The 20,476-nt window shown below is 70.7% G+C and carries 22 protein-coding genes; 9 read left to right on the top strand and 13 right to left on the bottom strand.

Annotated elements, in window-relative coordinates; all coding sequences use genetic code 11:
- The first annotated feature begins 15 nt into the window (after positions 1 to 15).
- Genes ACFZBP_RS00530 through ACFZBP_RS00520 form a run of 3 tightly spaced genes read left to right on the top strand, consistent with a single transcriptional unit; the run spans position 16 to position 2,926 of the window.
- Positions 16 to 1,368: an amidohydrolase family protein gene (locus ACFZBP_RS00530; protein ID WP_383455299.1), complete on the top strand. Its 1,353-nt coding sequence runs from the start codon at positions 16 to 18 to the stop codon at positions 1,366 to 1,368.
- Entirely contained in the window at positions 1,365 to 2,240 is an 876-nt protein-coding gene (locus ACFZBP_RS00525; RefSeq protein WP_391409128.1) for a cupin domain-containing protein, read from the top strand. Before ACFZBP_RS00530 ends, ACFZBP_RS00525 begins: the two co-directional genes overlap by 4 nt.
- Positions 2,237 to 2,926, top strand: coding sequence for an SDR family oxidoreductase (locus tag ACFZBP_RS00520; RefSeq protein WP_391409127.1), 690 nt, complete (start codon positions 2,237 to 2,239; stop codon positions 2,924 to 2,926). The genes ACFZBP_RS00525 and ACFZBP_RS00520 overlap by 4 nt, the downstream gene beginning before the upstream one ends.
- A gap of 12 nt (positions 2,927 to 2,938) precedes the next feature.
- Here ACFZBP_RS00520 and ACFZBP_RS00515 read toward each other — a convergent pair whose 3' ends face one another.
- The 4 genes from ACFZBP_RS00515 to ACFZBP_RS00500 all read right to left on the bottom strand — a co-directional run bounded on the left by ACFZBP_RS00515 (position 2,939) and on the right by ACFZBP_RS00500 (position 5,670).
- Positions 2,939 to 3,748 carry an SAM-dependent methyltransferase gene (locus ACFZBP_RS00515; protein WP_391409126.1) on the bottom strand — a complete coding sequence of 270 codons (810 nt, stop codon included), beginning with the start codon at positions 3,746 to 3,748 and terminating at the stop codon, positions 2,939 to 2,941.
- Between the two features lie 96 nt (positions 3,749 to 3,844).
- Positions 3,845 to 4,177, bottom strand: a complete 333-nt coding sequence (locus ACFZBP_RS00510; RefSeq protein ID WP_391409125.1) for a DUF3140 domain-containing protein — start codon at positions 4,175 to 4,177, stop codon at positions 3,845 to 3,847.
- Positions 4,178 to 4,231: 54 nt separating this feature from the next.
- Complete coding sequence (locus ACFZBP_RS00505) at positions 4,232 to 4,714, bottom strand: Dps family protein (RefSeq protein ID WP_383455285.1); 483 nt, start codon at positions 4,712 to 4,714, stop codon at positions 4,232 to 4,234.
- A gap of 137 nt (positions 4,715 to 4,851) precedes the next feature.
- Positions 4,852 to 5,670, bottom strand: coding sequence for an alpha/beta hydrolase (locus ACFZBP_RS00500; RefSeq protein ID WP_383455283.1), 819 nt, complete (start codon positions 5,668 to 5,670; stop codon positions 4,852 to 4,854).
- Between the two features lie 149 nt (positions 5,671 to 5,819).
- Here ACFZBP_RS00500 and ACFZBP_RS00495 point away from each other — a divergent pair, with 149 nt between their 5' ends.
- The 3 genes from ACFZBP_RS00495 (at position 5,820) to ACFZBP_RS00485 (ending at position 8,678) form a co-directional block, all read left to right on the top strand.
- The gene (locus ACFZBP_RS00495) at positions 5,820 to 7,007 is read left to right on the top strand and encodes an acetyl-CoA C-acyltransferase (RefSeq protein ID WP_391409124.1); all 1,188 of its coding nucleotides are present in this window, start codon (positions 5,820 to 5,822) and stop codon (positions 7,005 to 7,007) included.
- Between the two features lie 191 nt (positions 7,008 to 7,198).
- Positions 7,199 to 7,777 carry a helix-turn-helix transcriptional regulator gene (locus tag ACFZBP_RS00490; RefSeq protein ID WP_391409123.1) on the top strand — a complete coding sequence of 193 codons (579 nt, stop codon included), beginning with the start codon at positions 7,199 to 7,201 and terminating at the stop codon, positions 7,775 to 7,777.
- 40 nt (positions 7,778 to 7,817) lie between these two features.
- Positions 7,818 to 8,678, top strand: a complete 861-nt coding sequence (locus ACFZBP_RS00485; protein WP_391409122.1) for a GDSL-type esterase/lipase family protein — start codon at positions 7,818 to 7,820, stop codon at positions 8,676 to 8,678.
- Positions 8,679 to 8,866: 188 nt separating this feature from the next.
- Here ACFZBP_RS00485 and ACFZBP_RS00480 read toward each other — a convergent pair whose 3' ends face one another.
- Entirely contained in the window at positions 8,867 to 9,241 is a 375-nt protein-coding gene (locus ACFZBP_RS00480; protein WP_383455271.1) for a winged helix-turn-helix transcriptional regulator, read from the bottom strand.
- 90 nt (positions 9,242 to 9,331) lie between these two features.
- Here ACFZBP_RS00480 and ACFZBP_RS00475 point away from each other — a divergent pair, with 90 nt between their 5' ends.
- Both ACFZBP_RS00475 and ACFZBP_RS00470 read left to right on the top strand, forming a co-directional pair.
- Complete coding sequence (locus tag ACFZBP_RS00475) at positions 9,332 to 10,144, top strand: MBL fold metallo-hydrolase (RefSeq protein WP_391409121.1); 813 nt, start codon at positions 9,332 to 9,334, stop codon at positions 10,142 to 10,144.
- Between the two features lie 204 nt (positions 10,145 to 10,348).
- Positions 10,349 to 10,699 (top strand): YybH family protein, encoded by a 351-nt coding sequence (locus ACFZBP_RS00470; RefSeq protein ID WP_383455265.1) that lies wholly within the window; start codon positions 10,349 to 10,351, stop codon positions 10,697 to 10,699.
- A gap of 111 nt (positions 10,700 to 10,810) precedes the next feature.
- On the opposite strand, the gene ACFZBP_RS00465 is transcribed toward ACFZBP_RS00470, so the two are convergent.
- The 4 genes from ACFZBP_RS00465 to ACFZBP_RS00450 all read right to left on the bottom strand — a co-directional run bounded on the left by ACFZBP_RS00465 (position 10,811) and on the right by ACFZBP_RS00450 (position 13,967).
- Positions 10,811 to 10,948: a hypothetical protein gene (locus ACFZBP_RS00465; RefSeq protein ID WP_391409120.1), complete on the bottom strand. Its 138-nt coding sequence runs from the start codon at positions 10,946 to 10,948 to the stop codon at positions 10,811 to 10,813.
- Positions 10,945 to 11,199 carry a hypothetical protein gene (locus ACFZBP_RS00460; RefSeq protein WP_391409119.1) on the bottom strand — a complete coding sequence of 85 codons (255 nt, stop codon included), beginning with the start codon at positions 11,197 to 11,199 and terminating at the stop codon, positions 10,945 to 10,947. Before ACFZBP_RS00460 ends, ACFZBP_RS00465 begins: the two co-directional genes overlap by 4 nt.
- A gap of 337 nt (positions 11,200 to 11,536) precedes the next feature.
- Positions 11,537 to 12,796 carry an MFS transporter gene (locus ACFZBP_RS00455; RefSeq protein WP_391409118.1) on the bottom strand — a complete coding sequence of 420 codons (1,260 nt, stop codon included), beginning with the start codon at positions 12,794 to 12,796 and terminating at the stop codon, positions 11,537 to 11,539.
- Positions 12,797 to 12,848: 52 nt separating this feature from the next.
- The gene (locus tag ACFZBP_RS00450) at positions 12,849 to 13,967 is read right to left on the bottom strand and encodes a DUF5937 family protein (RefSeq protein WP_391409117.1); all 1,119 of its coding nucleotides are present in this window, start codon (positions 13,965 to 13,967) and stop codon (positions 12,849 to 12,851) included.
- Positions 13,968 to 14,232: 265 nt separating this feature from the next.
- Between ACFZBP_RS00450 and ACFZBP_RS00445 the strand changes: the two genes are divergently transcribed.
- On the top strand, positions 14,233 to 15,006 hold the full coding sequence (locus ACFZBP_RS00445) for a TSUP family transporter (protein ID WP_391409116.1): 774 nt from the start codon (positions 14,233 to 14,235) through the stop codon (positions 15,004 to 15,006).
- Here ACFZBP_RS00445 and ACFZBP_RS00440 read toward each other — a convergent pair.
- The 4 genes from ACFZBP_RS00440 to cobF form a co-directional block, all read right to left on the bottom strand.
- Complete coding sequence (locus ACFZBP_RS00440) at positions 14,986 to 15,798, bottom strand: TIGR01458 family HAD-type hydrolase (protein ID WP_391409115.1); 813 nt, start codon at positions 15,796 to 15,798, stop codon at positions 14,986 to 14,988. The genes ACFZBP_RS00445 and ACFZBP_RS00440 overlap by 21 nt on opposite strands.
- A gap of 33 nt (positions 15,799 to 15,831) precedes the next feature.
- Positions 15,832 to 17,298 (bottom strand): hypothetical protein, encoded by a 1,467-nt coding sequence (locus ACFZBP_RS00435; RefSeq protein ID WP_391409114.1) that lies wholly within the window; start codon positions 17,296 to 17,298, stop codon positions 15,832 to 15,834.
- A 130-nt stretch (positions 17,299 to 17,428) separates the two neighbouring features.
- Positions 17,429 to 19,510, bottom strand: coding sequence for a DHA2 family efflux MFS transporter permease subunit (locus tag ACFZBP_RS00430; protein WP_391409113.1), 2,082 nt, complete (start codon positions 19,508 to 19,510; stop codon positions 17,429 to 17,431).
- A gap of 167 nt (positions 19,511 to 19,677) precedes the next feature.
- On the bottom strand, positions 19,678 to 20,451 hold the full coding sequence (gene cobF / locus ACFZBP_RS00425; RefSeq protein ID WP_391409112.1) for a precorrin-6A synthase (deacetylating): 774 nt from the start codon (positions 20,449 to 20,451) through the stop codon (positions 19,678 to 19,680).
- Positions 20,452 to 20,476: the final 25 nt, after the last annotated feature.

Genomic DNA, 20,476 nt, shown 5'->3' with positions numbered 1-20,476 from the left:
ATGGGAGGAAGAACGATGCCCCATCGGATACTCCTGCGCGCAGGACACGTGCTGTCGATGGACCCCGACATCGGGGACCTCCCACAAGGGGACGTCCTCATCGAGGACGGGAAGATCACGGCGGTCCGGCCGGAGATCAGCGCCGACGCCGAAGTGCTCGACATGACCGGCCGGATCGTGGTCCCCGGCTTCGTCGACACCCACCGCCACACCTGGGAGGCGCCGATCCGCAACGTGGCCCCCGACGCCACTCTGGACGACTACTTCGTCGACATCCTGGACACCTTCGCCCCGCTCTACACCCCCGAGGACGTGTACGCGGGCAACCTCGCCGGATCCCTGGAGTGTCTGAACGCCGGCATCACGACCCTCGTCGACTGGTCGCACATCAACAACACGCCCGCCCACCCGGACGCCGCCATCCAGGGGCTCACGGAGTCCGGCATCCGCGCCCAGTACGCCTACGGCAGCGCCAACACGTCGCTCGCCGACTACTGGTTCGAGAGCAAGATCGCGGTCCCGGGCGACGACGTACGCCGGATCCGCAGCACCTACTTCTCCTCCGACGACGGCCTGCTGACCATGGCCCTGGCCACCCGCGGCCCCGGATTCTGCACCGACGAGGTCGTCACCGCCGAGTGGGCCCTCGCCCGCGACCTGGGCATCCCGATCACCGTGCACGTGGCGATGGGCCGCCTCGCGGGCCGCTTCGGCATGGTCAAACAGCTCCATGGCCTGGGCCTCCTCGGCCCCGACACCACCTACGTGCACTGCTGCTACTTCCATGAGGACGAGTGGCAGCTGGTCGCCGACAGCGGCGGCACCGTCTCGGTCGCCCCGCAGGTCGAGCTGCAGATGGGGCACGGCTGGCCGCCCGTGATGAAGGCCATCGAGTACGGGCTGCGGCCCTCGCTCAGCATCGACGTCGTCACCACCGTGCCCGGCGACATGTTCACCCAGATCCGCGCCGCCTTCGGCGCCGAGCGGGCCCGCGTCAACGCCGACTGCTGGAAGGCCAACCTGCCCGTCCCGGACACCATGTTGACGGCACGTCAGATGCTGGAGATCGCCACACTCAACGGCGCCCACGTAGCCGGCGTCGAGGACCGCACCGGGTCCCTCACCCCCGGCAAGCGCGCCGACGTCGTGGCGATCGACGCCACCGCGCCGAACGTCGCCCCCGTGCACGACGCGGCCGCCGCCGTGACCCTGTCGGCCGACGTCTCCAACGTCGACACCGTCATCGTCGACGGCGTGATCCGCAAGCGCGACGGCAGGCTCCTCGCCGACCTGGACCGGGCCCGCCGCCTGGTCGAGGAGTCCCGCGACCGCCTCCTGGCCGCGAAGGAGGCGAAGAGCGCCGCATGACCCGACACCTGGTGCGCCGCGCCGCCGACCTCACCGAGCAGCCGTACGACGAACTCGGCCATCGGCGACGGGAGTTGGTCGGTGAGGGCGACGGCAGCGTGCACACCGGCTTCGGCCTGTGCGGGATACGGCCCGACGGCCGGGTCCCGGCTCATGTGCACTCGTACGAGGAGAGCTTCCATGTGCTCTACGGGGCCGTGATCCTCGACGTGCCCGAAGGGGCGTACCTGCTCGAGGAGGGCGACTACGGCCTCCTCCCGACCGGCGTCCCGCACGCCTGGCGCGGCGCCGGGGACAGGGGCGGGCGCTGGGCCGACATGCTCGCTCCCGTGCCACGGGCCCGGTACGGCCACGACACCCAGCCGGTGCCCGCGCTGCCCGCCCGCGACCCCGTCCGCATCGACGTCCGCGACCCGCGCACCAGGTCGTTCGGCCACTTCGAGCCCGCCCAGATGGACCCCGGCAAGCAGGCGCAGGACCTGCTCGCGGTGTCGGCGAGCATGCGGACCGCGCTGCTGGTGTACAGCGGGATCACCGTGAAGATGATGGTCGACGGCGACCTGGGCGCGGTCGCCTCGACGATGTTCATGGTGCAGTACGCGCCCGACGGCGTCGCCGGCACGCACGATCACCCCTTCGAGGAGACGTATCTGTTCCTCGAAGGGGAGGCGGACGCGGTGTTCGACGGCGAGCGGTACCGGCTGGGCCCCGGCGACTGCGCGTGGGCGGGCGCCGGTTGTGTGCACGGCTTCGCCAACGCCGGGCAGGGGCCTCTGCGCTGGCTGGAGACACAGGCGCCGCAGCCGCCGTCACGCCACTCCTACCGGTTCACACGGGACTGGGAGTACCTGAGGGAGGTGCTGGAGTCATGAGCAGTGTCCTCGTGGTGGGCGGTACGTCGGGGATCGGGCTGGAGTTCGCCAGGACGCGGGCCGGGCGCGGCGACGAGGTCGTCCTGACCGGCCGTGACGCCGAGCGCGCCGATACCGTCGCCAGGGAGATCGGCGCCCGGGGTCTCGCCCTCGACCTCGGCCGGCCGAAGGAGATCGGTGCCGCGCTGGCCGGTGTCGGACGGCTCGACCATCTGGTGATCGCGGGTGTCACCCGTGACGACAACAAGGTCACCGAGTACGACATCGACGCCGCGGTGCGGCTCGTCACCCTCAAGCTCGTCGGCTACACCGAGGTCGTGCACGTGCTCCAGGACCGGCTCCACGCCGACAGCGCGATCGTGCTGTTCGGCGGGCAGGCCAAGGAGCGGCCCTACCCGGGCGCGACGACGGTGGCCACGGTCAACGCCGGTGTCGGCGGCCTGGTGAACACCCTCGCCGTCGAACTCGCGCCGATCCGGGTGAACGCCGTCCACCCGGGTGTCGTCGGCGACAGTCCCTACTGGCAGGCCAAGCCGGAGAAGGTGCTCGCCACCCTGCGCACCGAGACCCCGACGGGGCGGCTCGCCACCATGGCCGACGTGGTCGACGCCGTGGACTTCCTGCTGCGCAACGGGTCGGTCAACGCGGTCGAACTGAGCGTGGACGGAGGGTGGTTGCTGGGCTGAGCCGAGGGGGGATCAGTGCTTGAGGCCGACCGCGCCGTACAACGAAACGGGCTCATCGTTGTCCGCGTCCTCGTCGCCCGTTGTCGGGCGCCAGTGCGACAGCGAGACGATTCCCGGTTCCAGCAGATCGAGCCCGTTGAAGAGGCGGCCCACTTCGGCGTGCGAACGGGCCACCAGCGTCACGCCGCTCGCGGTGTAGGCCTCGATGCCCCGCCGGACGTTCTCCGGATCGAAGTCCGCCGTCATCGCCGACAGCACCAGACAGCTGCCCGGCGCGAGCGCGCCGACCAGCGTGTCCACGAGGTGATGGGCGCCGTCGGTGTCCGCGATGAAGTGCAGCAGCGCGATCAGGGAGAGGGCGACCGGGCGGTCGAGGTCCAGGACGGACGCGGCCTGTTCGAGGATCCGTTCCGGTTCCCGTGCGTCGGCCTGCACATACTCGGTCACGCCCTCCGGGGTGCCGCGCAGCAGGGCCGCCGCGTGCGCGAGCACGATCGGGTCGTTGTCGACGTACACCACCCGGGCGTCCGGGACGACGGACTGGGCGATCTGGTGCAGGTTGGGCTCGGTCGGGATGCCGGAACCGATGTCGAGGAACTGCCGGATCCCCGTCTCCCGGACGACCGCCCGGGTCGCCCGCTCCATGAACCGTCGGTTGGCCCCCGCATGCCGTGGCGCGTCGCCCTGCAGCGCGGCGATCCGCCGCCCCAGTTCCTCGTCGACGGGGTAGTTGTCCTTGCCGCCGAGGAACCAGTCGTACACCCGGGCCGGGTGCGGCCTGCTCGTGTCGATACGCGATACGGCCGGCTCGGTCCCGGTCACGCAGGCCTCCTGTGCTCGACGAACGGCGTGTCCGAGCAGTCTTCCACGATCATGCGGCGCGGCGGAGACGGTCTTCGGCCACCTCCGCGGCCTCGCTCAGGGCCTCAGTGGATCGTGGCCGATCGTCATCAACTGGTGGCGGCGGCGCGTCTGTTCGGACTCGGGCTCGTTCTCGAGGTCCGCTTCCTCGGTGACGGTGTCCACCACGTCGTACATCACCTGGATGTCGTCGTCCGTGAGGTCCGTGCGCCGTTTCTGGAGGATCGCGAGAACGTGCTGGCCGGTCGGCGTGCCCGCCTGGTCCGGCAGCGGTTCGGTCTCCTCGTCCGCGTCACTGATCCGCAGCCACGCGGCCAGCTCCTGCGAGGTCATGTTCACCACGCGGTGGAAGTCCTGCCACAGCGTGTCGAGTTCGAGGGCGTCGGTCATGGGTGCCCCTCCTTGCCGATGCGGTGCCGATACGTTGCCGAGTGCGACGGGTGGTCACTCGTCGCGCGGCCAGTTCTCGGCGTCGAACATCCAGCGCTGCTTCTCCAGCTCGCTCGTGATGGCGATCAGCAGGTCCTGTGTCACCGGGTCCGGCTCGGCCGTCGCGCCGATGCGCTCGCGCAGCCGCTCTATGGCCGCGGCGAGGGCGTCCACCACCAGCTGGACGACCTCCGTGTCGCGCAGCCAGCCCTCCTTGGGGCCGGGCAGTGTGTAGGCCGCGGCGATGGTCTCCGGGCGCCCGTCGGGCGGCAGGCCGAGGGCCGCGGAGCGTTCGGCGACCGTGTCGGCGTAGGAGCGGGCCACGGACACCACGTCGTCGAGTTGCAGATGGATCGAGCGGAAGCGCGGGCCCACGATGTTCCAGTGCGCCTGCTTCCCGATCAGCGAGAGTCCGAGGAGATCGACGAGCGTGCTCTGCAGGGCCTCCCCGGCGACCCGGCGGGCCGGTTCGGGCAGCGTGCTCTTGACGACAGTCATACCGGGCTCCTCCTTCTGGTCTTCCGGTCGTTCTGGTCCTTCTGGCTTGGTCACGGCCGGTACGCGGCGGCGCGGCGGCGCGACCACCCCATGCGGGCGCGGGTGCCCCGGGGGAACCGGCGCAAACGCCTCCCGTCTCAGCGTGCGAGCACGTCGTCCAGGAAGTGGACCAGGTCGGAGAGGACGTCCGCCTTGTTCGTCTCGTGGAAGACCTCGTGCCGGGCGCCCGGGTAGATCCGCTCGGTCGTCTCGTCCGCGCCCAGCTCCTCGATGCCGACGCGGCTGCCGGGGAGCGGGACCAGACGGTCGTCGTCGCCGTGCAGCCACAGCAGCGGCAGCCGCCCGATGCCGCCGTTCCTGGACTCGGCGGACACGGTGCCCAGCATCCGTGCGAACGCCTCCACCGTCGGCCGCTTCATCGGCCCGTGCCAGACCAGCGGATCCGCCGCGTACGCCGCGCCCACCCCGGGGTCACGGGAGAGCGAGGCCGGGCTGATGGGCGTGTCGGGGATCTCGTCGAGGGCGAGCAGCCGCCGGGGCAGCTCCCAGTCCCCGATCACCGGGCCGGACAGCACCAGGGCGGCGAGCTCGGCGCCGTGGAGCTGGGCGTAGCGGGCCGCGATCAGGCCGCCCATGGAGTGCCCGATCACGACGACCGGCAGATCCGGATGCGCGGACCGGGCCGACCCGACGGCCCTGTGCACATCGGCGACCACGTCCTCGAAGTCCTCGATCACCACGCGCTCACCCGCCGACCGTCCATGACCGACGTGATCCGGTCCGAACACGGCCGCCCCGTGCGCGACCAGGACCTCCGCCGGCCCGGCGTACCGGCCGACGTGTTCGCCGTAGCCGTGCACCACGAGCGCCAGGTAGCGAGCCCGAGGGTTGGGCCACTCGCGTACGACGATCGTTCCCCGGTGTCCCTCGATGGCGTGCTCGCGCGCGTCGACCATGTCTCCTCGTCCCCTCCGGCTGCGTCGGTGAAGGTTCCCGGGGATCTTCCCAGGACGCGGCGGGTCGGTCTATAGTCCAAAACTAGCGGTGCTAATTAATGCGGTATCCACAGGGTGCCGATCCGTACAGCCCGGTCAGGAGTCCTGTCGTGCGTCCCGTCCACTTCGCGGCCGCCCGCCGCACCCCCATCGGCAAACTGCGCGGAGCCCTGTCGTCGGTCCGCCCCGACGACCTCGCGGCGACCGTGATCCGGGGCCTCGTCGCGGACGTGCCCTCGCTGGATCCGGCCCGGGTCGACGACGTGTACTGGGGCGCCGCCAACCAGGCCGGCGAGGACAACCGCAACGTCGCCCGCATGGCCGCGCTGCTCGCCGGCCTCCCGGAGTCCGTGCCCGGCGCGACCGTCAACCGGCTGTGCGCCTCCGGCCTCGAAGCGGTCACCCTGGCCGCCCGCACCGTCGCGGCCGGCGAGGCCGACATCGTGCTCGCCGGCGGCTCCGAGTCGATGAGCCGCGCCCCCTTCGTCCTGCCCCGCCCCGACGAGGCGCTGCCCCACCGCATCGAGACCGCCGACACCCGGCTCGGCTGGCGCCTGGTCAACCCGGCGATGGGGGAACTGCACGGCCTGCTGTCCATGGGCGAGACGGCCGAGGAGGTCGCCGAGCGCTACGGCGTCCCGCGCGAGCGGCAGGACGACTTCGCGCTGCGCAGCCACCAACGGGCCGCCGTCGCCCGCAAGGACGGCCACTTCGACGACGAACTGCTCCCGGTGCGGCGCCCCGACGGGGTACTGGTCGACAGCGACGAGTGCGTTCGCGAGGACACCTCGTACGAGAAGCTCGCCCGGCTGAAGCCCGTCTTCCGGGACGGCGGCACGGTCACCGCGGGCAACGCCTCCCCGATGAACGACGGCGCCGCCGGACTGCTCCTGGTCAGCGAGGAAGCGCTCAACGAACTCGGCCTGGAGTCCCTCGGCCGCTATGTCGCCGGCGCCTCGGCCGGCGTCCACCCCGACGTGATGGGCATCGGCCCCGTCCCCGCCACCCGCAAGGCCCTCGCCCGCGCGGACTGGACGATCGGCGACATCCAGGAGGCCGAGTTCAACGAGGCGTTCGCGGCCCAGGCCCTCGCCTGCGTGGACGAACTCGGCATCGACCCCGAACTGGTCAACCCCAGCGGAGGCGCCATCGCGCTGGGGCACCCGCTGGGCTGCTCGGGCGCCCGGATCCTCACGACGCTGCTGCACCGGATGCGGCGGACGGGCGCGGAGCGGGGGCTGGCGACGATGTGTGTGGGAGTGGGGCAGGGGAGTGCGGTGCTGATCGAGAGGCACTAGTGCCGCATCAGGCAGCCGTGAAGTCGTCGATCTTGCCGTTCTCGACGGCCTTGCGGAGGGGGTGGCGTGATCGACCTCTTTACTCAACAAGTTGTATATTGGTAGAGGAAGGTAAAGGCCGGTGCTTGCCGAGGGTGCGGCGCCTCGGGAGTGCTCATCGTTGAACACTCGCTGGGCCGTACCTTGCTCCCATGGCATTGCGGAACGCGGTGATGGCCGCGCTGCTGGAGGGCGAGGCGTCCGGTTACGACCTCGCAAAGGGCTTCGACGCGACGGTCGCGAACTTCTGGACGGCGACGCCTCAGCAGCTTTATCGGGAGCTGGAGCGTATGGAGGCCGAGGGCCTCGTCACGGCTCGCCTCGTCGAGCAGCGGCGTCGTCCCAACAAACGGCTGTTCTCCCTGACGGAGGCTGGGCGGGAGGCGGTGCGCGCATACACGGCCGAGCCGCTGGGTCGGCCCGCGGTCATCAGGGACGAACTGCTGGTCAAGGTGCAGTGCGCGGACGCCGGCGACATCGAGGCGGTGCGCGCCGCCGTCCTCGAACGCATGGAATGGGCCACGGCCAAGCTGGCCCGCTACGAGAGAATCCGGCAACGACTGCTGGGCGGCCGCTCAGAGGAGGCGTACTTCGCCGAGGCCGAGCGTGTCGGCCCGTACCTCACTCTGCTGCGCGGGATGTCGTTCGAGCGGGAGAACCTCCAGTGGGGCGACATGGCGTTGCGCAGGCTCGACCAGCGCGCCAAGACTATTAATCAAAAAATTGACTAGAGTGGGGCCCTTCCGGTGATCGCAAAGGAGCCAGCCGCTCATGTCAGGCACTGAGACCCGCTACCTGCGCTTCGTGGCCCTGGGTGACAGTCACACCGAAGGGGTCGGCGACGGCGACGATGTGACAGGCCTGCGCGGGTGGGCCGACCGGCTCGCCGAGCACCTGGCCCGGCACAGCCCGCAGCTTCGGTACGCCAATCTCGCAGTACGGGGCCGTCTGGCCGGGCAGGTCCACGCGGAGCAGTTGCCCGCGGCGCTTGCGCTGCGGCCGGACTTCGCGACGGTCGTGGCCGGAGTCAACGACATGCTGCGCCCCCGCTTCGATCCGGATGAGGTGGCCGCGCACCTGGAGGCGATGTTCGCCGCGCTCACCGGCCAGGGGGCGCGCGTGGCGACGCTCACCTTTCCCGACATCGCGCGCGTCACTCCACTGGCCCGTCCGCTCCGGCCGCGTCTTGAGGCGCTGAACCACCGTGTTCGCGCGGCGGCGCACCGGCATGGTGTCGTCGTCGCCGACGTCACCCTGTATCCGGTGGCCACGGATCCACGCCTGTGGAGTCAGGACCGCCTCCACTCGAGCCCACTCGGCCACCAGCGGATCGCGGCGGCGCTCGCTCACTCGCTCAACGTGCCGGACACTGACGACTCCTGGACGCACCCGTTGCCCGTCCTGCCTGTTGGTCGGGCACGATTCTTGCGTGCCGCGTCAGCCGAGGTGCGCTGGGTCGCCGGATTCCTGGGTCCGTGGATCGCCAGGCGCGCGCGTGGGCGTTCCTCCGGAGACGGTCGCGTGGCCAAACGGCCGGAACTCCTGTCCGTCGGCAGCTCCGGCCAACACTTCGGCCGTGCCTTCCAGCGTGGACAAGAGCCCTCCGTCGACCTGGCAGACGCCTCGGAGTAGCGAGATCCGCTTGTCCGAGCATGAGTAGCGGTCGGTGCTTGCCCGAGTCGGTGCTTGCCCGAGTCGGGAACGACGAAACCGTCAGCGACGGCGAGTCGAGCCCCGAGCTCTGCATGCAGTTCATGCCGGTCAGGGCGCTCGCTCATACGGCGGAAGAACGGTGACGTGTGCACACCGAGCCTGCCCTTTCAGGGCTTCGGGTCGGTGGTGTGGGTGTGTCGGTGGTGGGCGTAGTCGCTGGTGTGCTGTTCGGCCCAGTCCTGCAGGTGTTGCAGTGCGGCGGTGGCGCCGCGGGCGAGGTCGGTCAGGGCGTACTGCACCGTCGGTGGGCGGCTGGTGTGCACGGTGCGGGTGATCAGGCCACCGGCCTCGAGGTCGCGCAGGGTCTGCGCGAGCATCTTGTCGCTGACTCCGCCGGCCCGCCGGCGCAGCTCGGACCAGCGTTGCGGGCCGTCCATGAGATCCACCAGGACCAGGGCGGACCACCGGGCGGTGACCAGGTCGAACAGCTGCCTGCCGGGGCAGGCGGGATCGCGGACGTTGCCTCGCGTGCTTTCCTGCACGTGCTCACCTCACCTAAAGGTATGTACTTCCCAGGAGAAAGTAACTCGGTCAGAGTGAGTGAGCCAACCGCTGATCGTCAAGGAGTACCTGTGGTAACCGACGTTGCCGTGACCCGCGCCGCGAACACCGTGACGGTGCTCGGCGGCCCCACCGCGCTGATCCACCTGGCCGGATGGACGCTGCTGACCGACCCGACCTTCGACGCCGCCGGCACCGAGTACCAGAACGGCCCGGTCATGGTGCGCAAGACCGCCGACCCGGCGCTGAAGCCCTCCCAACTGCCCGCTCTCGACGCCGTCGTGGTCAGCCACACCGAGCATCAGGACAACCTCGACACCGCCGGGCGTACGGTGGCCTCCGGTGCCTCGAAGGTGTTCACCACCGTCGCCGGCGCCAAGGATCTCGGGGGTGCAGCCGTCGGCCTGGAGCCCTGGCAGACCCGGACCCTGTCGAAGCCGGGCCGCACGCCGCTGAACGTCACCGCGGTCCCCGCCCGCCACGGCCCCGTCGGCACCGAGGCCATCACCGGTCCGGTCACCGGCTTCCTCCTGCACACCGACGACGGCTCGGCACCGACGGTGTACGTCTCCGGTGACACCGTCGACCTGGACGCGATGAGTGCCCTGGCCGAGCGGTACCGCGTCGATGTGGCGCTGCTGCACCTGGGCGCGGCCGGCTTCGAGGAATTCGGTGACATACGGCTGTCGCTGACCGCGGTCCAGGCCGTCGAGGCCCGCCGTCTGCTCGGCGACCCCCTCGTGGTGGCCGTACACGCCGAGGGCTGGGCGCACTACACCGAAGACCGCAGCCACGTCCAGCAGGTCTTCGACGGCGTCGGCGTCCCGCTGCACTGGCCCACCCCGGGCGAGCCCCTTGTCCTGCCGGACCCGCACACCCGCTGACCCCTCACCCAGTGCCGCCGTCGGCGCACCGGCCCGCTCCTTCCACGCCGCCGTAGACGCGGGAGCGGCTGCGGTCACCGCACTGCACGAGGACCTCGCCACCGTGCCGGACAAGATCATCAGCGCGCACAGCGGCGCCCAGCAGCTTCTGGGGCTGACGCCGCGCACCACCGGTCAATGGCTAGAAAACGAAGGGGAAAGAACATGACACCGGAAGTCGTGCACGAGCGCTTCGCCCAGTACCTCAAGGACCAGGACCTCGACGGACTGGGTTCCCTGTTCGACGAAGACGCCATGTTCGTACCGGGACCGGGGCAGAAGCCGGTCTACGGCAGGGAAAGTATCAAGGAAGCGCTGAAGCCCTACCTCGCCTCGCCCAGCACCATGGAGGTGGTGGCCGCGTCGGTCCATCAGAACGGCGACCTGGCGATGGTCCAGCCGTCCTGGCGGATCACGAGCGAGAGCGGCACCGTGGAAGGAAAGGCGGTCGAGGTGATGAGGAGGACGAGCGAGGGGGACTGGGTCTACATCATCGACAACCCCTACGGCGTCTGATTCTCGTCATCCCGGTATCACCGTCGGGCGACGGGACCTCGTCACGGCAGCGGCGGCCGTATCGACTTTCTCGATGCGGCCGCCGCTTGCTGTCCGGCGTCGGTGACACGGTCATGATCCGGTGTGGTCCGGGCGCAGTTGGCCGGTGAGGGTGCGCAGGTCTTCGACGTGGCGTTGTGCGGTGAAGGCTCCGCTGCCGGCGGTGAACAGGTCGGTGTCGGCGAAGTCCACGCGGGCACCGGCTGTCACGGCGCCGAGGAAGGCGGTGCCGGTGAACCGCCGGTACGGCAGTGCTTCGTCGGTGCCGACCGGGGTCGGTTCGTCAGGCCGGTCAGCGCGGTGCGGGCGCGGTCCAGTTCGGCGGGGCCGCCGGAGACGGTGGCGGTGACCTGGCGACTGTCGTAGGGAGCCGTGGCCACGAAGCCGTCGTCCACGCCGACCACGGCGCTCACGTCGGCCGCCCGCAGACGCTGTTCGGCCTGTTCTCGCACCTGTGTCACCTTGTGGACCGGAGCCGCGCGGCCGTTTGGCCAGGGCGGTGACGGTCAGGCGGGCGCCCAGGAGGCGTGTCTGGCCGGCCGCGATCGTCAGGCCCAGGCCGTTCCCGGCCCCTGTCCCGGGTCTGCCAGAAGGTCGGGCGGGCTCTGGCCTCGGCCTCGGCCTGGCCATCGTGCGGGATGTCGCGAAGTCGCACGGCGGCACCGTCTTCGCATGCACGAGAAAAGGCGGCAGCGCGGAAGTCGGGTTCGGCGCGAACGGCTCACGACTGGTGCGGCGAGCCTCGCTCACGGCGGGCCGTCCGGAATCGGGGCTGGCTGGACGACAGCAGGGGGTCGGTCACCGGGCGGACTCCGGCGCGACTGCCGGTTGATCGGCCTCGGAACCAGGCGGGACGCCGATGCGCAACTGCCCGGGCCGCTGTGCTCTGGCTGTGCGGGCCAGGGTGAGCGCGGCGGTCATGGCCAGAACGACGAGGGCGGCGCCCGAGAGGAGGAAGGCGTCCTTGACTCCGGTGAGTGCGATGGTGGTCGAGGCCACGAAGGGAGAAACGGCCAGGGCTCCCGCCACTCCGGCCTCCCACAGACCCAGCGCCTTCGCCAGATGGTGGCTCGGTACGCGCTGCTGCACCAGCGCGATCAGCGGGATGTCCGTGAGGGCCGAGGCCAGCCCGGTGGCGATCAGGAGCGCTGCGGCCCCGGCAGTGGAGGTGACGATTCCGAGCGGCGCACGGAAGATTCCGAGCAGGGCCCAGGCCAGCACCGCCGCCAGGGCGAGTCTGCGCATCCGTAGACCGGCCAGCAGGAGCGCTCCCGCCACTTCCGCGACCCCGGCGACGCCCAGCAGCAGGCCGTAGCGGCCGCCCTGACCCACGACGGCAACCAGCCCCACCGTCAGGAAACCGCTGGTCAGAGCGAGGGCGAGCACGAAGGTCACGATGACCACGAGCACGTCGGGAGCGGCCCGAACGGCCTTGAGCCCGGCGGCGAGATCGGCCCACAGGCCCGCCTGGTCGGCGGCCAGGACGGGGCGGGTCACGCGGATGGCGGCCACGGCGCCCGCCGAACCGAGGAAGGTCAGTCCGTTGACCACCAGCGCCGCCCGCATGGAGCCGTGGGCCAGCAGCGGCGCGAGCATGAGCGGGCCGACGAAGAAGGCGGCCCGGAAGGCGACTTGCAGCAGCCCGTTGGCCTGTTGCAGACGGTCGGCCGGGACGATCTGCGTGACGATGGCGTTGCGGGCCGGGGCGAACGGGGCGCCGATCAGGGCCAGCAGCGCCGTTGTCGCCACGAGCAGGGACAGGTTCAGCAGGCCGAGGGACAGCAGCACCGCGGCTACCGCCACCACGGCGACCCGGGCCACATCGGTTGCGATCATCAGCTTGCGGCGGTCGTAACGGTCGGCGTACGAGGCGGACACGAACGTGGCCAGGAACGCGGGCGCGAACGCGGACACGCTGACCACGGCGACGGCCGTCGGGTCCTTCGTCAGCGACCAGGCCAGCCAAGCGGTCGCGGCGGTGTACAGGCCGTCGCCGAAGCGTGAGACGGCCTGGCCGACGAAGAGAAGCAGGAAATCGCGGTCCCTGAGCAGTGACATGCCGCCACTGTCGGATCTCCTCGGGCACCTGATCCACTTATTAGGCAGATGGCTAATCAATGGGGTCGCTGGTGTGCAGAAAGCTCTCCAGGCTGGGAGCGAGACCCGCCACCTGCCCGGGCAGGAGCCGGTACAGGACGTAGTAGCCCTCGCGGCGGCGTTCGAGCAGGCCCGCGTCCGCAAGGACGCGCAGGTGCTTGGACAGGGCGGCCTCGCTGACGCCGACGAGCGGGGCCAACTCCTGGGTGCTGCGCGGGCGTTCGGCGATCAGCCGGAGGGCGCGCAGACGGGTGTCGTCGGCGAGCGCGCGGAGCATGCCGACGAGCTGTGCGGGAGGAATCCTGGGACGGGCTTCCCGAGCGATCGACGAGACGGGAAAGACGAGCCCGAGGGGCCAGGGGCCGTCGCAGTTGACCCGTACGTGCGGCCACACATACGCGCTGGGGGCGAGCAGGAGGGTGTCGTCCGGGCCGATGGCGACCTCGTGGTCGTGCGGGCGTTCCAACCAGAAGCGTTCGGCCTGCCGGTCGATGCGCACCTCCGGCCACAGGCCGCGGAGCATGCCGTACAGTCCGCGCTGTTCGATCTGGTGCCCGGCCTCGCTCACCCCGGCGGCCAGTTCCGGTTCGATCCGGGCCCATTCCCCCTCGAACGCCTCCCGCCAGTAGCGTTCCAGCATGCTCAGGAACCTCTCGAGGAGTGCGCGGGGGTCGTCGAGGAGCATCGCGGCCATCGCCTCGTCGCTCTCACGTGTGACACGCTCCCGTAGCAGGGCGCGTACGTCCGGTTCCCGCAGCGCGTGGGGATCCCTGCCCTCGCCGCCGCCGCCGCCCGGCCCCGGCGACAGCAGCGGGATGGCGAACTCCAGCCGAACCAGCTCCGGGTCCGCCGTGCGCAGGCCGGCCAGCTCGCTGCCGAAGTCCGCGAGCCCGCCGGTCGGCCGCGGAAAGAGGAACTCGGGAAAGTACGAGCGCACCGCGTAGGAGAACGCCTCGATCTCCCGCTTCAGGGCCGGCGACAACTTGCGCATCGCGCGTACCCAGCCGTGCTGGACGGGGTGGTGCTTGGGCTCCACGAGTACATGCAGGCTCAGTACGGCTTCCATCGTCGGCGAGTAGGCGAACCCCACCCGCTCCGCACCACCGGCGGGCACCCGGAACACGATCGTCATGACTCGTCATCATCGCCGTCCGGCGGCCGCCAAGGGGAGCGGGCCGCGGGAGACGGTGGTCGGCGATGCTGACTTGACGACCAGGATGTGCGCATGGCCGAACGGGTGTGGGTGCGTGAAATGGATGGCGACGAGGGCCGGAGACTGCTGCGGATCATCCGCAGGGGCACGGGATCGGCGGCACCAGCGATCCGGCGAAGCAATCTCCCAACTGGCGAGACGCTCCTTACGGCCTCGGTTAGGTGCGCATAGCATCGGTCTCCGCATGGACACGATGACTCTCTGGCACATCACCGGTGGGGAGTTCGCGGCGCTCGCCTTCGCCGCCCTGCTCGTCGGCTTCTCGAAGACCGCCGTGAGCGGGGCCAACACGGTCAGCCTCGCGATCTTCGCCGCCGTACTGCCCGCCCGCGCCTCCACCGGAGTGCTGCTGCCGATCCTGATCGCCGGGGACGTCCTCGCCGTCCTCACCTACCGTCGGCACGCGCACTGGCCCACCCTGTGGCGGCTGTTCCCGGCGGTCGCGGCCGGTGTCGTCTTCGGCACGCTGTTCCTGATGTGGGCCGACGACGGGATCGTCCGGACGTCGATCGGCGCGATCCTGCTGCTGATGGCGGGCGTGACGGTGTGGCGCCGCCGTACGGCAGAGCGGGAGGCGGAGCCGGATTCGGTGACCAGCAGGGCCGGACGGGTCAAGGCCCGCTCGTACGGCGTGCTCGGCGGCTTCACCACGATGGTCGCCAACGCGGGCGGCCCCGTGATGTCGATGTACCTGCTGTCGGCCGGCTTCCGGAAGCTCGGCTTCCTGGGAACGTCGGCCTTCTTCTTCCTGATCGTCAACGTCTCCAAGGTGCCCTTCAGCGCGGGGCTCGGCCTCATCGACGGCTCCTCGCTGCTGCTCGACGCCGCGCTCGTGCTGTTCGTGGTGCCCGGTGCGCTGCTCGGCAAATGGGCTGTGAGCCGAATCAACCAGCGGCTGTTCGAGCAACTGGTCATCGCGGCGACGGTCGTCGGCGGCCTACAGCTGCTGTTGCGCTGATCCCCGCAGCTCCGTCAACAGGGCGGGCAGATCCGCGAACGAGTCGATCACATGGTCCGGCGTACCGCTCGCGTCCCGGTGCGTGCTCGGCAGGTACTTACCGGTCCTCACCAGCACACCCCTGACACCGGCCTGCTGCGCCGCCAGCACGTCGGACTCGATGTCGTCCCCCACCATCACCGCCTCGCCGGCGCCGGTCCCGACATGCGCGAGTGCGGCCTCGAAGAACGCGGCCGACGGCTTGCCCATGACCTCGGCCTCGACCCGCGCGGCCTTCTCCAGCCCGGCCAGGAACGCGCCCGCGTCCAGCCGCAGCCCCTCCTCCGTACGCCAGTACAGATTCCGGTGCATGGCCACCAGCCGCGCCCCGCGCTGCAGATACCCGAAGGCCCGGTCGAGCGCCGCGTAACCGAACTCGGGCCCGGCACCGCCGACGACCACGACATCGGGCACATCCGCCTCGTCCTCCCCTACGACCCTGATCCCCGCCAGGTCCTCCGCGACGTCCCCGCTGCTCAGCAGCGCACACCGCGCCCCCGGACAGTGCTCGGCGAGATGAGCGGCCGTGACGGCGGGCGCGGTCAGGATGTCCTCGGCGGACACCGGGAACCCGGCGCCGGCCAGCGTGCGCGCGATCGACGCCCGCGTCCGCGAGGTCGTGTTCGTCACCAGCGCGACACCGAGCCCGGACTCACGGATCTCCCGCAACGCCTCGACCGCCCCCGGCAGCGGCTGCCAGGAGACGGTGAGGACTCCGTCGATGTCGACGAGGACGGCGCGTACGGATCCCATGCCTGGACGATAGACCGGCCCGGCCGTCCTCGCTCAGGGAGCGATCCCGACCCCCTCGATCCGGCTCCAGACCCGCTCCTGACCCGCCGTCATGGCCGGCCACCGCAGCCCGCCCGGCCGTGGCTCGACACGCGAGGCGTACGGCGCCGGCCGGAAGGCGGGGTCGTACAGGCAGCCCGCGCCGTACTTGTCGTCGAAGGCACCGCACGCCGCGGCCACCGACTTCGGCGTGGGCTTCCTGCCCTTGCGTACCCACGTGTCCAGGGCGGCGATGGACGTGGCGTACTCGGAGTCGCTCAGCTCACTGTGCTCGTGCTCGTTCGTGAACGTCTGCACCAGGTGCCCGTCGCTCCGGGCGCCCTGGAGCGTGGCCCGGTAGGCCGCCTCGTGCTCGACGAACGCCGTCGGGTCGTCGATGGCGTGCAGCGTCAGCACCGGTATCGAGACCTTCCCGGTGAGATCGCTGTCGTACGACAGGTCCCGTACGGCCGTGGGGTCGGGGGAGAACCGTTCGACACCGGCGTTCAGCGCCGCGTCGTCGTGCGACCCGGAGTAGCGCACGCCCTCGTTGCCGAAGGGATTCCGGCCCCCGAGCCGCTCGTGCACGATGTCCCGGAACGTGAAGGTCGCGAACCGCAGATGCGACTCCAGCGTGCGCTCCGGGATCCGCGTGACCGCCAGGATGTCGTCCAGGTTGCGCTGCTGGAGCGCGGTCCGCTCCCGCGGCGGCGAGGCGTGGCCCGTGCACTCCTGGAGGCGGGCGCGCAGCCCGGCCGACGTCATGGTCGAGCCGGCCCGCAGCCCCTGCCACAGCGGGTACTGCGGCTCGGTCGGGCGGGGGTGGTTGCCGCAGTAGTACTGGTAGACGACGCGCAGGTCGACGCGGTGGTCGTAGCCCCGCGAGCCACCGCCGAGCACCCCGTTGGTGAGCAGTGCCCCGTCGTAGGCCCCCTGCTGCCGGCCGTACGTCTCCACGACCTTCGCGGCGACGTTCCCGCCCCACGACTGGCCGTGCACATACGTCCGCCGCGGCTTGCCGAACACCTCGACGAACAGCCGGCGCACGCTCTCCGTGTCGGCCGCCGCCATCCGCGTCCCGTAACCGCCGCGACGGTACGAGGAACCCGCCCAGGCGTAGCCCTCCTTCACCATCACCGACCAACGGCCCAGATCGTCGAGGCTGCGGGCGGGATCGGACTCGGAGCCGAGGTCGGGGCCGCCGTGGGCGTGTACGACGAGAGAGCCGTTCCAGTCGGCGGGCACGGCTATCGCGTAGTGGGCGCCGTCGGTGTCGCGGCCGGTGTAGCAAGTCGCCTTGCCCACCAGGTCGGTGGGGCATGCGACGCGCGCCGGTCCGGCCGTCTCGCCGCGGGCGTTCGACGCGCCGACGAGGAAACCGACGGCGAGGGCTCCGGCCAGCACGGCGGTGAGCGTCGTACGCCGCCGTGCCGCCGAGAAGAAAGACCTGCGGATCGGTGTGGGGGTTCTCGTCCAGTCCAAGACGCTGCTCCTCGTCCCTCTCGTCGGCGCGTCGTCGAGCCGTGCGCCGTGATGCTAGGGAGCGACGGGGTGGGGAACCACGATCTGATCGTTGTGTTCATAGTGTTCGCGGGCCGCGGCTGCCCGCTGTTCAGCCCCGCTCGCTCAGCGCCGGCGCCTTCGCCCGTTCCGGCAGCCCGTTGCTCAGGTCCTCGACCAGGAGGCGCTTGGCGATGGTGTGGACGGCGGCACGCAGGTCGGTGCCCGGTGGGCGGCCGATGTCGTCGTGGACCTGTCGCTCCAGCCAGGTGGCCCACGCCTTGCCGATGACCTGGGCCTCGCGGCTGCCCGCCGCGGTGTGGGAGAGGAGCGAACCGTCGCGGGTGAGATAGCCCTCGGCGACCATCCGGTCGAAGACCGGCAGCAGCACCTCCGGGGGCATGTGCCGCCGGGCCGCGATCAGGCCGAGGCTCGCATGGCCGACCAGGCGCGTCAGCAGTTCGACCTGTATCACCGCCCAGGCGCCCGCCACGTCGAGGCGGGTGTCGGAGCCCGCGATGATCCGCCGCCCGGTGTCGGGACCCGTACGGCCGATGATCTTGCCGACGGACGCCTCCAGCACCCGCTGGGCGTTGGCGTCGTGCGGCGACGCGAAGCCGTCACCCATGTCGGTGGACGCCATGCGCGCACTGTCGCGCAGCGGGACCTGCTTGAGGAACAGAGCGATCACGAAGCCGATGGCCGCGACCGGCACCGTCCATAGGAAAACGGTCTGCAGCGCGTCGGTGTACGCCTCGACGATCGGGGCGGCCGCCTCGGACGGCAGCCGGTGCAGCCCCTCCGGGTTGGTCGCCGCCCGGGTGAGCGCGGCCGCGTCCAGACCGGTGTCGACCTGCGCGGCCGCCGCCACGCCGTCCGCGAGCCGAGGGGTGAGCGTGTTCGTGTAGATCGTGCCGAAGACAGCCGTACCGAACGAACTGCCCAGCGTACGGAAGAAGGTGACCCCGGAGGTCGCCGTGCCGAGGTCGGGGTAGTCGACCGTGTTCTGCACGGCGATCGTCAGGACCTGCATGCACAGGCCGATCCCGGTGCCCAGCACGAACATGTACAGCGACTCGAGACCGGACCCGGACGACGGCCCCATCAGCGACATCAGATACAGCCCGACCGCCATCACCAGGGAGCCGACGATCGGGAAGATCCGGTACTTCCCGGTCCTGCTGACCACGTTGCCGCTGAACACCGACGCGATGAGCAGCCCCGCCACCATCGGCAGCGTCCGCACCCCGGAGAGCGTGGCCGAGTCGCCGTCGACGTACTGGAGGTAGGTCGGCAGATAGGTCATCGCGCCGAGCATGGCGAAGCCGACGATGAAGCTGAGGACGGAGCAGACCGCGAAGACCGGGTTGGCGAACAGCCGCATCGGCAGCATGGGTTCCGGTGCCCGTGTCTCCACCCAGCAGAACAGGCCCAGCGCCAGCGCGCCGCCGACGAAGAGGCCGATGATGACACCGGAGCCCCACGCGTACTCGTTGCCGCCCCAACTCGTCGCCAGGATCAGCGCGCTGGCGCCGACGGCGACGAGCGCGATGCCCGGATAGTCGATGACGGGCCGGGCGGCCGACTTCACCACCGGGATGGTCCGGGCGGCCGCGACCACCACCACGATCGCGATCGGGACGTTGACGTAGAACGCCCAGCGCCAGGTGAGATGGTCGGTGAACAGGCCGCCGAGCAGCGGTCCGATCACCGTCGCCACCCCGAACACCGCTCCGATCGCGCCCTGGTACTTGCCGCGTTCGCGCAGCGGGATGACGTCCGCGATCAACGCCATCGCCGTCACCATCAGACCGCCGGCCCCCACGCCCTGCATCGCCCGCCAGACGATCAGCAGCGTCATGTTGGAGGCCAGACCGCACAGGAACGAGCCCGTGATGAACACGATCGCGGAGACCTGGAAGACCACCTTGCGCCCGAACTGGTCGCCGAACTTGCCGACCAGGACCGTCGCCACGGTCTCCGCGAGCAGATAGGACGTCACCACCCACGACATGTGCTCGGCACCGCCCAGGTCCGACACGATGGTCGGCAGCGCCGTACCCACGATCGTCTGGTCGAGGGCCGCCAGCAGCATCCCCAGCATGATCGTCACGAAGACGACATTGCGCCGACGCCGGTCAAGGACGGGCGGCTGGGAGGCGGCGGAGGGGACGGATTCCTCGGCGAGCGTCACGGGGCCACGATCACAGCGGCGTACCGGTGCCGCATGCGGGAACGGTCCGGCCGGGTGTCGTACGGCCGCGTACGACCGGGTTACGTCTGACCGGCCGGTCGCCTCACCGCCGCGTCGTGTCACCGGTGCTTCGGATCACCGGTGCTCCGGGTCACCGGTCCTTCGGATCACCGGTCCTTCGGGTTCCGCCGCAGCAGATACGTGTCCATGATCCAGCCCTTGCGCTCCCGGGCCTCGGCGCGCAGCCGCTCGATGCGGGGCGCGGCCTCGGCGATCGGGCCCGAGACGAGGATCTCGTCCGGAGTGCCGACGTAGGCGCCCCAGTAGATGTCGACGTCCCGGTCGGCGTACCGCCGGAAGGCCTGCTGGGCGTCGAGCATCACGACCACGTCGTCCACCTCGTCCGGGAACCCCTCGGCCAGTCGCCGCCCGGTGGTGATCTGCACCGGTCGCGCGACCCGGTTGAGCCCCGTCCGATGCCGGGCGGCCAGCGCGGAGACGCTGCTGATACCGGGCACGACGTCGTACTCGAACGCCACCGCCCCCCGGTCCAGGACCTCCTCCAGGATCCCGAGCGTGCTGTCGTACAGCGCCGGATCACCCCACACCAGGAACGCGCCGGTCTCGTCCTCGCCCAGCTCCTCGGTGATCAGCCGCTCGTAGATCCCGGCCCGTGCACCGCGCCAGTCCGCCACGGCATCCGCGTACGCGGCACCCCCGGCGGACCGGTCCCGCTCGGGATCCCGCGCCTCGACGACCCGATACGAGGCCTCCGGCAGATGCGTGTCCAGCATGGCCCGGCGCAGCCGTGTGAGGTCCGACTTCACCTCGCCCTTGTCGAGGACGAAGAACACGTCCGTACTCCGCAGCGCCCCGACCGCCTGGAGAGTCAGCTGCTCCGGGGCGCCCGCCCCGATCCCGATGACATGAATCCTTCGCACGCCCCGAGTCTGCCCCATGTCACTG

Origin of the sequence: Streptomyces sp. NPDC008086 (assembly GCF_042957325.1) — a bacterium.
GTDB lineage: Bacteria > Actinomycetota > Actinomycetes > Streptomycetales > Streptomycetaceae > Streptomyces.
Note: the sequence above shows the minus strand (reverse complement) of the source record. Positions and strands in the feature narration are given on the sequence as shown.

Bases quoted from the DNA above. Each gene is read 5' to 3' on its own strand.
- ACFZBP_RS00510 (WP_391409125.1), bottom strand. From the start codon at position 4,177: ATGACCGACGCCCTCGAACTCGACACGCTGTGGCAGGACTTCCACCGC.
- ACFZBP_RS00530 (WP_383455299.1), top strand. From the start codon at position 16: ATGCCCCATCGGATACTCCTGCGCGCAGGACACGTGCTGTCGATGGAC.
- ACFZBP_RS00445 (WP_391409116.1), top strand. From the start codon at position 14,233: ATGGACACGATGACTCTCTGGCACATCACCGGTGGGGAGTTCGCGGCG.
- ACFZBP_RS00455 (WP_391409118.1), bottom strand. From the start codon at position 12,796: ATGTCACTGCTCAGGGACCGCGATTTCCTGCTTCTCTTCGTCGGCCAG.
- ACFZBP_RS00485 (WP_391409122.1), top strand. From the start codon at position 7,818: ATGTCAGGCACTGAGACCCGCTACCTGCGCTTCGTGGCCCTGGGTGAC.
- ACFZBP_RS00490 (WP_391409123.1), top strand. From the start codon at position 7,199: ATGGCATTGCGGAACGCGGTGATGGCCGCGCTGCTGGAGGGCGAGGCG.
- ACFZBP_RS00450 (WP_391409117.1), bottom strand. From the start codon at position 13,967: ATGACGATCGTGTTCCGGGTGCCCGCCGGTGGTGCGGAGCGGGTGGGG.
- ACFZBP_RS00520 (WP_391409127.1), top strand. From the start codon at position 2,237: ATGAGCAGTGTCCTCGTGGTGGGCGGTACGTCGGGGATCGGGCTGGAG.
- ACFZBP_RS00500 (WP_383455283.1), bottom strand. From the start codon at position 5,670: ATGGTCGACGCGCGCGAGCACGCCATCGAGGGACACCGGGGAACGATC.
- ACFZBP_RS00505 (WP_383455285.1), bottom strand. From the start codon at position 4,714: ATGACTGTCGTCAAGAGCACGCTGCCCGAACCGGCCCGCCGGGTCGCC.
- ACFZBP_RS00440 (WP_391409115.1), bottom strand. From the start codon at position 15,798: ATGGGATCCGTACGCGCCGTCCTCGTCGACATCGACGGAGTCCTCACC.
- ACFZBP_RS00470 (WP_383455265.1), top strand. From the start codon at position 10,349: ATGACACCGGAAGTCGTGCACGAGCGCTTCGCCCAGTACCTCAAGGAC.
- ACFZBP_RS00525 (WP_391409128.1), top strand. From the start codon at position 1,365: ATGACCCGACACCTGGTGCGCCGCGCCGCCGACCTCACCGAGCAGCCG.